General features: G+C 35.6%; 8 protein-coding genes. 5 read left to right on the plus strand and 3 right to left on the minus strand.

The features are described from left to right. Positions 1-125: 125 nt before the first annotated feature. The 3 genes from E0W69_RS15535 to E0W69_RS15545 all read left to right on the plus strand — a co-directional run bounded on the left by E0W69_RS15535 (position 126) and on the right by E0W69_RS15545 (position 7039). Positions 126-2069 (plus strand): M1 family metallopeptidase, encoded by a 1944-nt coding sequence (locus E0W69_RS15535; protein WP_131330966.1) that lies wholly within the window; start codon positions 126-128, stop codon positions 2067-2069. Positions 2070-2302: 233 nt separating this feature from the next. Further along, positions 2303-5419, plus strand: coding sequence for a SusC/RagA family TonB-linked outer membrane protein (locus tag E0W69_RS15540; protein WP_131330967.1), 3117 nt, complete (start codon positions 2303-2305; stop codon positions 5417-5419). 21 nt (positions 5420-5440) lie between these two features. After that, a complete protein-coding gene (locus E0W69_RS15545) occupies positions 5441-7039 on the plus strand; it encodes a SusD/RagB family nutrient-binding outer membrane lipoprotein (RefSeq protein ID WP_225321286.1) in 1599 nt (532 codons plus the stop codon). A 72-nt stretch (positions 7040-7111) separates the two neighbouring features. Here the strand turns inward: E0W69_RS15545 and E0W69_RS15550 are convergent, their stop codons facing one another. Then, positions 7112-8200, minus strand: a complete 1089-nt coding sequence (locus tag E0W69_RS15550; protein ID WP_131330968.1) for a fatty acid desaturase — start codon at positions 8198-8200, stop codon at positions 7112-7114. Positions 8201-8438: 238 nt separating this feature from the next. On the opposite strand from E0W69_RS15550, the gene E0W69_RS15555 reads away from it, so the two are divergent. Next, positions 8439-10217, plus strand: a complete 1779-nt coding sequence (locus tag E0W69_RS15555) for a glycoside hydrolase family 15 protein (RefSeq protein ID WP_131330969.1) — start codon at positions 8439-8441, stop codon at positions 10215-10217. A 199-nt stretch (positions 10218-10416) separates the two neighbouring features. Here the strand turns inward: E0W69_RS15555 and guaA are convergent, their stop codons facing one another. Beyond that, positions 10417-11949: a glutamine-hydrolyzing GMP synthase gene (guaA, locus tag E0W69_RS15560; protein WP_131330970.1), complete on the minus strand. Its 1533-nt coding sequence runs from the start codon at positions 11947-11949 to the stop codon at positions 10417-10419. Positions 11950-12045: 96 nt separating this feature from the next. Beyond that, positions 12046-12303, minus strand: a complete 258-nt coding sequence (rpsT, locus tag E0W69_RS15565) for a 30S ribosomal protein S20 (protein ID WP_131330971.1) — start codon at positions 12301-12303, stop codon at positions 12046-12048. Between the two features lie 207 nt (positions 12304-12510). Between rpsT and E0W69_RS15570 the strand changes: the two genes are divergently transcribed. Beyond that, positions 12511-15234 (plus strand): 2-oxoglutarate dehydrogenase E1 component, encoded by a 2724-nt coding sequence (locus E0W69_RS15570; RefSeq protein ID WP_131330972.1) that lies wholly within the window; start codon positions 12511-12513, stop codon positions 15232-15234. The last annotated feature ends 1 nt before the right edge of the window (position 15235 follow it).

A 15235-nucleotide genomic window follows, 5' to 3' on the forward strand; every position in this document is an offset into this window, starting at 1 on the left:
GGATTTTAAAGGCGGATATATTTGTTAGTTATTAACGGTTGGTTTTATTATATTAATTTACATTTGTTCATATTCACTTATCAAATCCATTATTGGTAATTAATTTAAAAATAAAAAGTACAAAAATGAAAAAATCCGCCGTTTTGTTGGCAGGATTATTTGTATCTTCTGCAATTTCAGGCTTTGCACAAGATAGCAAGTATGATCAACATGAAGCATTTGACCCCACATTCTACACTACCAATGGCAATGAATTTAGAAGTGCAATTGGCGCACCTGGTCCTAAATATTGGCAAAACAAGGTCAATTATGATATCAATGTTAAGCTTGATACAACAAAAAAGCATATTGATGGAAGTGTAAATATCGATTATACAAATAACAGTCCAGATGATCTTGCTTATGTATGGTTGCAACTGGATCAAAACATCAAGAAAAAAGAATCTCGCGCGCAAGCAACTAGTCCAGTTACCGGCGGGAGATTTGCCAATACTGAATTTACCAATGGTGATGAAATCAAATCTGTAACCATAAAATTAGGAGGTAAATCATATAAAGCAGATTATATCATTACAGATACGAGGATGCAGATTATTTTACCAAGTTCATTAAAGGGCAATGGAGGTAAATTAGAATTAGCTATTGAATATGGCTTTACAGTTCCATTTGATGGCACGGACAGAATGGGTATGATGCCTACAAAAAATGGATTGATCTACGAAGTCGCACAATGGTATCCAAGGATGTGTACATATGATGATGTATTGGGTTGGAATACATTACCCTACCTAGGAGCTGGTGAATTTTATTTGGAATACGGAAATATAAAATATACCATCACAGCACCATCCGATTTAATTATTGTTGGTTCTGGAAAATTATTGAATCCAACAGAAGTATTAACAGCACAACAACAAAAGCAATTAGCAAAAGCAGCAAATAGCGATGTAACTGTGATGATTCATTCTTTGGAAGATGTACAAAAGGGTGCAGATAAAATGAACAAAAATTCCTTAACATGGAAATTTGAATGTGATGAGACGCGCGATGTTGCCTTTGCCGCATCTAAAGCATTTATCTGGGACGCTGCAAGAATAAATTTGCCTAGTGGAAAGAAAATTTTAGCACAATCTGTATACCCAGAAGAAGCAAATACAGACAATGGATATAAAAGAAGTACAGAATTTACCAAAAAGTCTATTGAATTAAGCTCTCGTTGGTATGAATTTACATATCCATCTGCGACCAATGTCGGAGGTATCGTTAATGGCATGGAATATCCTGGTATTGTATTTTGTGGATCAAAAGCAGAAGGTGGACGCCTTTGGGGAGTAATTAATCACGAGTTTGGACATAATTGGTTTCCAATGATTGTAGGCTCAAATGAACGAAAATATGCATGGATGGATGAAGGTTTCAACACATTTATCAATGGAGTAGATACCAAAGATTTTAATAAAGGAGAATTTTATAAACCGCAAGATGTCCAAAGGATGGCAAAAATGGTATTTTCCCAAAATGCAGAGAAATTATTTTCTTATCCGGATCAAATACAACCATTTCAATTAGGAAATACAGCCTATTATAAACCGGCCTTAGGTTTAAATTTATTGAGAGAAAAAATTATTGGAGAGCAAAGATTTGATTATGCATTTAAACAATATGTAAAAACTTGGGCATTTAAACACCCAACCCCTTACGACTTTTTCCACACGATCGAAAATGCAGCTGGAGAAGATTTAAGTTGGTTTTGGAAGGGATGGTTTTACAATAATTGGAAATTGGATCAAGCCGTCAAAAACATTTCATATGTCGATAATGATGTAGCAAAAGGGGCATTAATTACTATCGAAAATTTAGAAAAATTACCAATGCCCGTAGAAATTGCTATCACGGATGCCAATGATAAAACTGAAACAATCCAACTTCCTGTAGAAATTTGGCAAAGAGGTTCTACTTGGAAATTCTTGTATCCATCAACAACAACATTAAAAAAAGTTGAAATTGATCCAAAACATGAATTTCCAGATGTAAATCCTGCGAATAATGTTTGGAACGCAACGAATTAATTAACCTCAATTTAATAAAAAAGCGCGGAGTGAATACATTCACTCCGCGCTTTTTTATTAAATTGAATATTAAAATAAAAAATATATATATATTTAAAATTATTTAAAATGTTTTGTTAACTTAGACAAGAATATTTCGAACTATTACTGTGAAGACAATGGCATTGTACCGTGCCATAATTGAATTGGATCACCATTATTAATTTTTTTGATTACTTAAATTCTAAATGCAAATGAAAAAAACTGCAAAAGTTGTACTGCTTTTTTGTTGTTTCCTTTTTTTGAGAAATTTTGCGAATGCTCAGACGCAAAAACTATTTAAAGGAATTGTATTGGACACTTCAGGACAACCTTTGTCCGGAGCTACTATTTCATTAAAAGGAACAAAAGTAGAAACAACGACCAACGATTCTGGTCAATTTCAGATCTCCGTAGCAGACGTATCCAAAGAAATTGTCGTTAGCCTAGTGGGATACAACTCTCAATTTGTTAGTGTTTCTGGAAAAGACTCTGCACAGATTAGCTTAATTCCAGTACAGGCAGATGGCAATGCAGTGGTGGTTACGGCATTGGGCATCGCCCGTAAAACACGCGGATTAGTATATGCTACACAATCCGTAAAAACATCTGAACTCACCGATGTAAGAGATGCAAATAACTTTGTAAACTCACTATCTGGCAAGGTTGCCAATGTTTTGATCACACAAGGATCAGGAGGTCCAGGCAGTGGCGCTAGAATTGTACTAAGAGGTAATAGATCAATTCAACAAAGCAATACAGCTCTCATCGTTGTTGATGGAGTACCGATGTTAAATGTAACTACAAATGTACCTGGCGGCACCTTCGGATCTTTTCAAGGCCCTGACGGCGCGTCCAATTTAAATGCGGATGACATTGAAAGTCTAACAGTTCTTAGAGGTGCCTCGGCAGCTGCACTGTATGGTAGTCAAGCAGGAAATGGAGTCTTGGTAGTAGCTACAAAGAAAGGAAAAACGGGAATACATGTTGATTTCAATTCAGGATATGCGTCAGAAAGCGTATTTGCATTACCCAAATTTCAAAATACATATGGACAAGGAACAAATGCAGAAATTAATACTTCCGTTGGTTCTAGTTGGGGTGCTAAAATGACGGGGCAGACTTATACCAATTCTTGGGGTAATAACGATACCTATTCTGCACAAGACGATAATGTAAAAGATTTTTTCCGTAACGGATCCAGCTTTATTAATTATGTTGGTTTTTCTGGCGGAAATGATAAGACAAAAGCTTATTTCTCATATACTAATAATGCAACACAGGGAATTGTGCCTAAAAATAACTTGATGCGACATAACATCAACCTTAGAGTTTTTCAGCAATTCACAGATAAACTTTCTGTTGATGCAAGATTGACTTATATCCATCAAAAAATCAATAATATGCCAAGAACTGGGGAGGAAAATAGCCCTGTTTTTGATATGTATCAGATACCTAGAAGTGTAAAACTTAGTGAAGCCAAAAATTATCAACAAGAAAACACATCTACAGGATTGATGGAACCTACAACTTGGCCATCCACTTTAAATTCTATTTATCAAAACCCATATTGGATGATTAACAACACATCCATTAATTCTGAACGAGACCGTATCATGGGTTTTATGTCTTTAAAATACGATATAACCAGTTGGCTAAATATTGCAGGCAGAGCGAATCTAGATAGAAGTTTAGATGATTTAGACCAAAGCTATCAGGATGGTACTATTCTATGGACCAATGCTGGTAATGGTGGCAATTATATAACTAGTAGCTTCAAAAATACACAACAATGGTATGATGTTATTTTGTCCGGAAAAAATGAATTAAATAAGGATTGGACGATTAATTATAATGCAGGTAGTATTTTTAGAGATTATAAATATGTCTATAATACGCTTAACACAAATGGTCTATATGTAGCAAATAAGTTTAGTGTTGCATTTGCTAAAGCATTGTCTGCTACTCCTCAAGCAGGAGGAGACCAAACTCAATCTGTATTTGGGACCGCTAACTTTGCTTATAAAGACGCCTTGTTTTTTGATGGAAGCTACAGAAATGATTGGGATTCAAGATTAGCATCTCCATATTCTTATGGATATTATTCCGCTGGTGTCGCTGCAGTGTTAAGTGATTTATTCAAATTACCTCAAAAGATATCCTACTTAAAGGTCAATGCAAGTTATGCCGAAGTGGGTAATGGAGGACAAGAACAGATACGAAATGTTGTATATAACTATACGCAATCAGCCGGAAATGGAGAAATTAGCCGCAATTCTGTTTATCCTATACCTAACTTAAAACCAGAGATTGTTAAAAATATTGAAGCTACAGTAGAAGCAAAATTTTTTAATAATAGATTTGGTTTTGCAGCAACCTATTATAAAAGTAATTCGATCAATCAGTTAATCTCCTTGAGTACACCAGTCGCTACAGGATATGCAACGAAATACATAAATGCTGGTAATATTCAAAATTCAGGATGGGAATTTACCTTACAAGCAACTCCAATTAAAAATGAGGACTTCAATTGGGATGTAGCTGTGAATTTCTCAATGAATAAAAGTAAAATTAAAAAAATATCTGACGACATCAGTACCATTTATTTAAGTAGCGAAGCCCGTGCAGCCCAAGTAGCCATTACTACGGGTGGCAAATACGGAGACTTATATGGATATAAATGGGCGACAAATGATCAAGGTCAACATATTGTCGATGCGAATGGATTGCCAGTGGCAACTACAACTACACAATATTTAGGAAATTTTAATCCTACTGCACTTTTAGGATGGACCAATACTTTCACATACAAAAGGTTTTATTTGAGAGTATTAACAGATGGAAGGATTGGAGGCACACTAGTCTCGGGAACGGAAATGAACCTTGCATTTAGCGGAATTACAGAAGGTACCGAAAAATTCAGAGAAGGCGGCTTAGCTTTAGGTGGCGTAACGGCTGATGGAACTGTCAATACTAAAACAGTAACTGCACAACAATTTTGGACTGCATCTTCTGTGACGGGACAAAGATATGGTACAGGTGAATTTTTTGCTTATGATGCCACAAACTTCAGACTACGAGAGTTTTCTTTTGGATATGATATTCCTGTAAAAAGCACCTCTTTGATTAAAACGCTTAAGCTAAGTGCTGTTGCAAGGAATTTATTTTGGATTTATAGAGGTAGTTCTAGAATGGATATCCCAGGTATTGGAAAAAGAAAAATGTGGTTTGACCCAGATATGAGTATGGGCAATGGTAATTACCAAGGTGTCGAATATGGAGCAATGCCAGCTACAAGAACTTGGGGTGTTAATTTAAAAGTTGGATTCTAAAATAACTTAAAACGATTTACAATGAACAGAAGTGCCTTATTTAAAATAATTCCTATTACCTTATTACGTCAAAAGATGATTTTATCGCTTTTGGGATTGTGTATAATATTATCAATATCATGTACAAAAAAGTACAACGATATTAATACCAACCCAAATGCACTTACTTCAGTAAGCTCAGCCGATCTTCCTTATATTTTTACGAAGGCAGAAGATGCTAGTATGTGGAGTACAAGTTATCAAGTTGCACAGAACTTAAATGCGGATCAATATGCGCAATATTTCGCATGTGTAGCTACTTATTTCCCATCTGATAGATATGTGATGCGTGACGACTGGTTCAATTCTGCATGGACGAGTATATATTCAGATATGCTGCCACAGTTACAAACAATTTTCCAAAACACAGATCCTACATCTGCAGAATACTCTTTGGCTAATATAATCTGGGTATTAGGTTTTGATAGAATTACGGATTATTGGGGCCCTATACCATATTTCAAAGCAGGTCAGATCGCAGATTATGTAGCCTATGATTCACAAGATTCTGTTTATTATGATTTTTTCAAAAGACTAGATTCTTCTATCACAAATTTAAAATCGCATACATCCGAAACACCATTTGGCACATCTGATATTATATATTCTGGCAATGTGACGAGTTGGTTAAAATTTGCAAACACTTTGAAGCTAAGATTGGCTATGAGAATATCTGGAGTAGCTCCAACTTTGGCTCAAAAATATGCAGAGGAAGCGGTTGCTGATGGTGTGATGACTACTAGCACAGCAGATGATGCATTGATGTTAAAAAGCGTGAATACAGTCAATGGATTATCCATGATGAGTGATTGGAACGAGTTTAGAATGAGTGCCGCAATGGGATCTATCTTGAATGGGTATAATGACCCGAGAATTGGTGTTTACTTTTTACCTGCCGTAAATTCTAGTAAATATAGAGGACTAAGAAATGGCTTATCGACAACTCAATTAGGGCAGAGTGGTAATATGGCAGGAGACAATTCACATGTTGGACCACGTTGGGCATCTACAAGTTTTGCTGGAGGGACGGCAACGTATCTATCTACTTCTCAAAATGTAATGTGTACAGCTGAAGCATATTTTTTACGTGCAGAGGCTAAACTTTTGGGATGGAATATGGGAAGCGAAACGGTTCAAGAACTTTATGAAGATGGAATTAAAGCATCAATGACACAATGGGGGATAACCGATGCCACCACAATTGCTAACTACATAAACGGAACGACATTACCAGCTGCCCCTGGTGATAATCTGAGCTCCGCCGCTGTATCAGACGTTCCTGTAAAATTTGGAGCTACTGCCGCGATTCAAAAACGTCAAATCGCAATTCAAAAATGGTTGGCCATATTTCCAGATGGTACTGAAGCTTGGGCTGATTACAGACGAAGCCATGCATTCTCTTTGTATCCAGTCGTAAATTCTGACAATACCGACATTCCTGATCCAACAAAACAATATATAAGAAGATTGACATTTTTAATACAGGAAAAGCAAAGTAATGCAAAAGGCTTAGCCTCTGGTTATACCGAACTAGGTGGAGATGATAAAATTACCACTCCATTATGGTGGGATTTAAATTAATTACCACATTCAATAAAAACAGAATGCCCAACCAAATTTGGTTGGGCATTCTGTTTTTAGAGGTGTATTTCTTTATTTTTTAATAAATGCGGCATCTCTAATCGCTAAATTATCCGCGGCAGATATTTTTTCAACGTGCGAAGAAACTCCATCAGAATGAGTTTCTGTTACATTCGGCTTAGTAGATTCTTTCGATTTATTGCTAGTTTTTCCTCTATTATTACGTGCCATTCTGGAAAAAATGGATAAATCTTTATTAAATAAAAATTGGAATAATAAGATCGTGTAAGACTTGTGTGAGCCTAGATTATCATAATGTTCGTGTGCCATTTTATGTAATTGAGGCAAATGATTCCAAGGCACAGACGGAAAATCGTGGTGCTCATTATGGAATCCAACATTCAAATTTACAACATTCAATGGCCCATAATAACTTTTTGTTTCTTGTTCCTCGCCATGTGTTAGGAAGTGCTCTTGTACCCATCTAGCACCCAATGGATGTAAACCAACAGAGAAGAAGAAGCTTGCTAATTGAAAAATGATGGCTTTCCAACCAAAAAAGTAAAACATAATTCCTACATAAATAACTTGAATTAACCAATTCAATGCCATTTCCCAGTCAAATAATTTTACTTCTTTATTCATTCTACCCATACGGCTTGCTTGTACAATTGGGTAAAAGAACAGCCACATTGCTTTTCCAAATGTAGAATTTCCCACCATTTTGGCTTCCCATTTATTAGGCATGTCCGCATCCAAAGCTTCGATACCTTGGTAAGCATGGTGTTTTAAATGGTATTTTTTGAAAGAAATCGTACTTGCAAATATCAAAGGTAAATTAGCCACCAATGCAGCCATCGTATTCAATTTCCTATTTTTGAAAATCAAATTATGTGACGCCTCGTGATTACATACAAATAGCGTATGACAGGCAAATGCGCCCACAAGATATGCCACCAATAATACTATCCACCAAGATGCATCTTTTAACCAAATAGCTAAAACTGTTTGGATAGTTACGCAAAGTAAGATTATAAGGAAGGTATAGGGGTTTCGGCCAATGAGTGTTCTTATTTCAGGGTGGTCAACGATGATTTCTTTGGTACGCAACTTGTGCGGCTCGCAATCATCAGACCATGCAAAATCTGTTCTTTTGTTCATGATAATAGCTGGAATTTGTGAACTTGTTCTAATTTTTATGAAAATTAGTAAAGCAATTTAAATTTGAAAATAGTGAACATTACTGAGTTCACACAATAGTAACGTTTACGAAGATAAGTTTATCATACAACAAAATACATTTATTTTCTTTTTTGAAATATTTTAGCTTTTTATATAGAAAATAATGACGCCCTTTTGACGATTCTGGGTTATCTTAACGATTGAAAAATAACAAATTATGGCAGTACACAAATACGATTCTGGCATTATTGGCAACTGCTCTTATATTGCTCATGTTAGAAAAGATACCAACATTTCATGGCTTTGTTGGCCAAAATTTGATAGTTCCTTTGTCTTTGGCGGGATGCTCGATGAGAATAAAGGCGGTGCATTTTATATACTTCCAGAAGGGGAATATTCATCCAAACAATACTATGTAGAGAATACGAATATCATCTGCACCGAGATTACCAATGCCTATGGCACCTATCGAGTAACTGATTTTGCACCGAGATTTTCCAATTTTAATCGAATGTTTCGCCCGCTCAATTTGATGCGAAAAGTAGAATGTTTAAGTGGAGCTCCTCGTGTAAAAATTATATGCAAACCAGTTTTGGATTATGGAAATATACCATTGCAACCGTTGATTGGTAGTAATCATTTGCATTTTACCTATGGAGAAACGTCCATCCGATTGACGACCAATGCATCTATTAATTATATAGCAGAAGAACAATATTTTGTACTAAATGATACCAAATATTTTGTGCTTTCCTATGGAGAACCTTTCGAGGCAGAATTAGAAACGACCTTTGAACGGTTTCTCGCGGAGACAATAAAATATTGGCGCAATTGGGTAAAAGATTCCAGTATTTTGAGATTCAATCAATTGGCGGTTATTCGTTCTGCGCTGGCTTTGAAATTGCATCAATTTGAAGATACGGGCGCTTTTATCGCAGCGAGCACGACGAGTTTGCCAGAGTTTCCAGGTGAAGGTCGTAATTGGGATTACCGTTTTTGTTGGTTAAGAGATACGCATTATGTGATCAATGCGCTGAATAATATTGGTCATTTTGATGAGTTAGAACAATATTTCTCTTATGTATCAAGTATTTCCTTTACCGAGCAAGATCGATATCAACCGTTATATGGAATTACAGGTGAAAAAACGTTGACTGAGAAAACTTTAGATTTGGATGGATATTTAGGAAACAAACCCGTTCATATTGGAAATCAAGCATATGAACATATTCAAAACGATATTTACGGACAAGTCTTGATTTCTCTTTTGCCTTTGTATTTGGATAAAAGATTTGTATTTAAGGAAAGAAATGATTCCTCTTATTGGATAGATTTTATTTTAAAAAAGATTGAAAAAACCATAAATGAAAAAGACGCAGGTATTTGGGAATTTAGAAATATGCCCAATACGCACTGTTACACTAATTTATTTCAATGGGCGGGTGCAAAAGCAGCACTTAAAATGTCACGCGAATTAAAAGATAAAAAGCTCATAGCAAGAGCTATTAAACTGATCAAAAATGCAGAAACAAACATTGAAGCTTGTTATGATCCAGAAAGAAAAGTGTATACGCATGCAGTCGGTAGTCCATATTTAGATGCTAGTACTTTACAATTGATTATTATGAATTATCTCGACCCGCATTCTCAAAAAGCAAAAGATCATTTGAAAGGTTTGGAAAAAGAATTGAAAGGTAAAAATGGTCTGTTCTATAGATATATTCATCAAGATGATTTTGGCAAACCGACTTCAACATTCTTGATTTGTGCATTTTGGTATGTGGAGGCGTTAGCATTAGTAGGTAGAAACAAGGACGCCATCAGTACATTTGACAAATTGATGCAATATTCCAATCATTTGGGTTTGTTTAGTGAAGATGTTGATGAAAATGACGGAAGTCAATGGGGCAATTTTCCACAAGCGTATAGTCATGTCGGTTTAATGAATGCCGCGTATAGGATTTCTGTTAAGTTAGACAAACCAATTTATTGGTAAAAAAGAAATAGACTATATGGAAGGAATAAAACTCCTAAAGTAAATATATGTACCAATTATACTGAAATATACCTCAAACATTTATTACATGGAATGAGCCCGATAAAATATCGAGCTCATTTAAAAAAATTATTTGTACAACCTTTTGCAATTACATTAAAAAGAAAAACCTTCCCATGTATTTATAATTAAAAAACCATTATTCCCACTCAATTGTTGCTGGTGGTTTACTACTGATATCGTATACTACTCTATTAATACCTTTTACATTATTGATAATTTCGTTAGAAACATGAGACAAAAATTCATAAGGCAAATGTGCCCAATCAGCTGTCATGCCATCAACAGAAGTCACAGCACGTAACGCAACTGTAGATTCGTAAGTGCGCTCATCTCCCATAACTCCGACACTTTTTATCGGTAGTAAAATCGTACCCGCTTGCCAAACTTTTTCATACAGATCAAAATCTTTCAAAGCTTTTGTGTAATAATAGTCCGCATCTTGTAGTAATGCCACTTTTTCAGGCGTAATATCACCCAAAATTCTAATGGCTAATCCAGGTCCAGGGAAAGGATGTCTGAATAATAAATCATGAGGGATACCTAATTCAACTCCGACTCGTCTCACCTCATCTTTAAACAAATATCTTAATGGTTCTACCAATTTAAGATTCATTTCTTTAGGCAAACCGCCAACATTGTGATGTGATTTTATTGTAACGGACGGACCATTTACACTTGTACTTTCAATTACATCTGGATAAATAGTTCCTTGTCCGAGAAATGATGCTTCTTTAATATGTTGCGCTTCTTCTTGGAAAATATCAATAAATGTTTTTCCGATAACTTTTCTTTTCGCCTCAGGATCTGTCAAATCCTTTAGACCGCTGTAAAATTTATCTTTCGCATCAACACCTTTCACATTCAATCCTAATTGCGCATATATATCCAAAACTTGTTGGAATTCATCTTTTCTCAACAAACCATTATCAACAAATATACCATGCAGGCGATCACCGATAGCTTTACTAATCAATGTTGCAGCAACCGTACTATCCACACCACCACTCAATGCCATGATTACGTGTGCATCTCCAATCTCCGCTTTTAATCTTTCTATTGTTTCTTGCGCGAATGATGCTGGTGTCCAGTCTTGTGAACAATGACACACTTCGGTCAAGAAATTGTGAATCAATTTTTTACCCTCTGTTGAATGATAAACTTCTGGATGAAATTGCAAACCATATAATGGATTCGCTCCTGCAACTTTCTTAAATGCTGCAATGGGAATACTTTTGGTTGTTGCTAATATTTCAAAACCTTCTGGTAAAGTTTTGATAGAATCACTATGACTCATCCACACTTGGCTACCTTCAGAAATTCCATTGAAAAAATCATCTTGTACATCTAAATGCAAATGCGCACGACCATATTCTCTTTTGTTAGATTTACCAACCTCACCTCCAAATAATTTGGCTGTCAATTGCGCTCCGTAACAAACACCCAATACTGGAACTTTTTCAACAAATGCGGCGACATCTACCGTTGGAGCATTTTCATCATTTACACTACAAGGAGAACCACTCAAAATAATACCTTTCAAGTCTGAAGTAATTTCAAACTGCTTATGAAAAGGAATAATTTCACAATAAACATTGGCTTCTCTCACTGCACGGGCGATCAATTGCGTGTACTGGCTTCCAAAATCCAGAATAAGAATTTTTTCTTTCATGGGAATTGTAATGATTAGGATAAGTTTAAACCAAAAAGCCCCGCAACAATGTAGCGGGGCAAATATTTTTACCTTACTTTTAAAAGCATCTTTTAATTATGCTGTTTTCAAAGAAGTTTTTCTAGCTAATTTACTTTTTAAGTTAGCTGCTTTATTTTTATGAATAACTCCTCTTTTGGCCAATTTATCTATCATAGAAATGGTCAAAGGAAGCTTTTCATCATACGCCGCTTCGTCTGTAAGTGCTTTCTGATCGCGAATAGCATTACGAGTCGTTTTACCATAATAACGATTTGCTTCTCTTCTTTTAGAAGCTTGACGAACATCTTTTTTTGTAGCTTTATGATTTGCCATGAATTTCTATTTTCGGACGGCAAAGGTAATATGTTTTTTTGAATAAATAAAAAAAAATTCTTAAAAATTATCACTTAACCGTTTTTTCCCAAAAATATCAAATATATTAGCACAATCAAGTAAATAATTTTTTTATAAAAGTTATGGACGATATTTGCAATTGAATTCTAAAATTTTTAGAATAGTTTTTAATACAAAACGCTTGGCATGAAGGATTTTTCATACATTACCAACTCTCATCCAGCATATATAGAGAGTTTGTATCGAGATTATTCAAAGGATCCACAAAGTGTAGACCCTGAGTTAAAAAAATTTTTTGATGGCTTTGATTATGCCGTTGAAAACAATGAAGGAGGAGGAGACATAGATTCAGATCATTTAGCAAAAGAATTTAATGTATTCCGATTAATCGAAGGATATAGAAAGAAAGGTCATCTTTTATCCTCTACCAATCCCATAAGACCTAGGAAAGACAGACATGCCAATCTAGACCTTAATTATTACGACCTTGCTGATACCGATTTAAAATCTACATTTTTAGCTGGAAAATTTATAGGATTACCCAATGCTACATTGGAACAGATTGTAGCAAAATTGAAAAAATCTTATTGCGGAAATGTTGGCTTCGAGTTTAACACTCTCACGGACGAAGTGGAAATTGCATGGCTTTTGGATGCGATTGACAATAGGTTTCATATAGAGTTAAATCTTGAAATTAGAAAAAGAGTTTTAGAAAAAATCAATCAAGGGGTAATTTTTGAAAAATTCCTTCAGACAAAATATATAGGTCAAAAGAGATTTTCTTTGGAAGGTGGAGAAGCCTTAATTCCCTCTTTGGATACAATAATTACGAAAGCCGCGATTGATGGCTCTAAGGAAGTAGTTATTGGAATGGCTCATAGAGGCCGCTTAAATGTTTTGGCTAATATTTTAGGTAAAACGTACGAACAAATCTTTAGCGAATTTGAAGGTATCGTTCCTGCGGACAATTCTCAAGGAAGCGGTGACGTAAAATATCATCTAGGATTTAGAAGTGAAGTAACGACGCCAGATGGCAATAAAGTCAATTTGCAATTATCGCCCAATCCGTCGCACTTAGAAGTGGTAGACCCAGTAACTCTTGGATTTACGAGGTCCAAAGCGAACGTATTATACAACGGTGACTTTAATTCGATTGTACCTATTTTAATCCATGGCGATGCAGCTCAAAGTGGACAAGGTATTATATATGAGGTAGCACAGATGAGTGCACTAGCTGGATTTGAAGTAGGTGGCACCATCCATGTTACGGTAAATAACCAAATTGGTTTTACAACCGATTTTGATGACGCAAGAAGTTCTGACTATTGTACATCTGTAGCAAGCGTGACAAAATCACCTGTTTTTCATGTAAATGGAGACGATTTGGAAGCCGTCGTGAAGGTTTCTCGCTTAGCAGCAGAATATAGATCTACTTTCCACAAAGACATTTTCATTGATATTCTTTGTTACAGAAGACATGGACACAATGAAGGTGATGAACCTAAATTTACTCAACCATCTTTGTACTCCTTAATTGACAAACACAAAGATCCTAGGGAAGAATATATTGCTTACCTAAACAGAATTGGAGACCAAACTGTCGCTAATTTGGCGAATGAAATGGAGAAAAAATTCTGGGAAGATTTGCAAACTCGTTTAGATGAAGTAAGACAGCATCCCAATCCATATACTTTACAAGCACCTGAAGAATGGTGGGCAAAATTAAGATTCTCCAAACCAGAGGATTTTGATCAGTCACCAGAAACTGGAATTCCATCAGAGGAAGTAAAATCTTTGGTGGAAAAATTAATGTCTTGGCCTGAATCGTTTTCTCCTTTGCGTAAAGTGAAGAAGTTATTGAATGACAAAAAAGCTTTATTTGACGCTGATACCAAAATTGATTGGGGTACTGCCGAGTTATTGGCTTATTCAAGTATTTTAGTAGAAGGTAAAGATGTTAGATTGAGTGGAGAAGACGTAAAACGTGGTACATTCTCTCATAGACATGCCATTCTATATGATGAAAATACCAACGAACAATATAATCGTCTAGCTCATTTCTCCGATGGTCAAGGAAAATTTAGATGTGTCAATTCCTTATTGAGTGAATATGGCGTATTGGGTTACGAATATGGTTATGCAATAGGCAATCCTAATGTATTAACTATCTGGGAAGCTCAATATGGAGATTTCGCAAATGGCGCTCAAATGGTAATTGATCAATATATTACTAGTGGTGAAGCAAAATGGGGAACTATGAATGGACTAGTAATGTTGCTTCCTCATGGATATGAAGGTAGCGGACCTGATCACTCTAATGCTCGTCCAGAAAGATACTTACAAATGGCAGCGGAGTACAATATTTTCGTTACAAATATTACTACAGCAGCAAACTTTTTCCATGCTTTAAGACGTCAATTGGCGTTACCTTTTAGAAAGCCATTGATTAATATGTCTCCAAAAGCAAACTTGCGTCACCCTGATAGTTATAGTTTACTTGAAGAGTTTACAAAAGGAAGTTTCCAAGAAGTTATTGATGACGTTCGTAACCCAGAAGCATCTGGCGTAAAAAAAGTATTGCTTTGTTCTGGTAAAATTTATTTTGATTTAGAAGAACGTCAAAAAGAAGCACAAGATAGTAGTATCGCGATTGTAAGGTTGGAACAATATTTCCCATTACCAGAAAAACAATTAAAAACTTTGCACGAAAAATATGTGAATGCTGTTTGGTATTGGGTACAAGAAGAACCTTTAAATATGGGAGCCGCCTCTTTCTTGAAATTACATTTGGAACCATTGTTCCCATTTGGAATTATCAGTAGAAAAGCTACTGCATCTACCGCCACAGGTTATGCGAAAGTGCACAAACAAGAACAAGCGGAAGTAATCGATACTGCATTTAAAATATAAT

This window comes from Rhizosphaericola mali (assembly GCF_004337365.2).
In the GTDB taxonomy this organism is placed as follows: Bacteria; Bacteroidota; Bacteroidia; order Chitinophagales; family Chitinophagaceae; genus Rhizosphaericola; species Rhizosphaericola mali.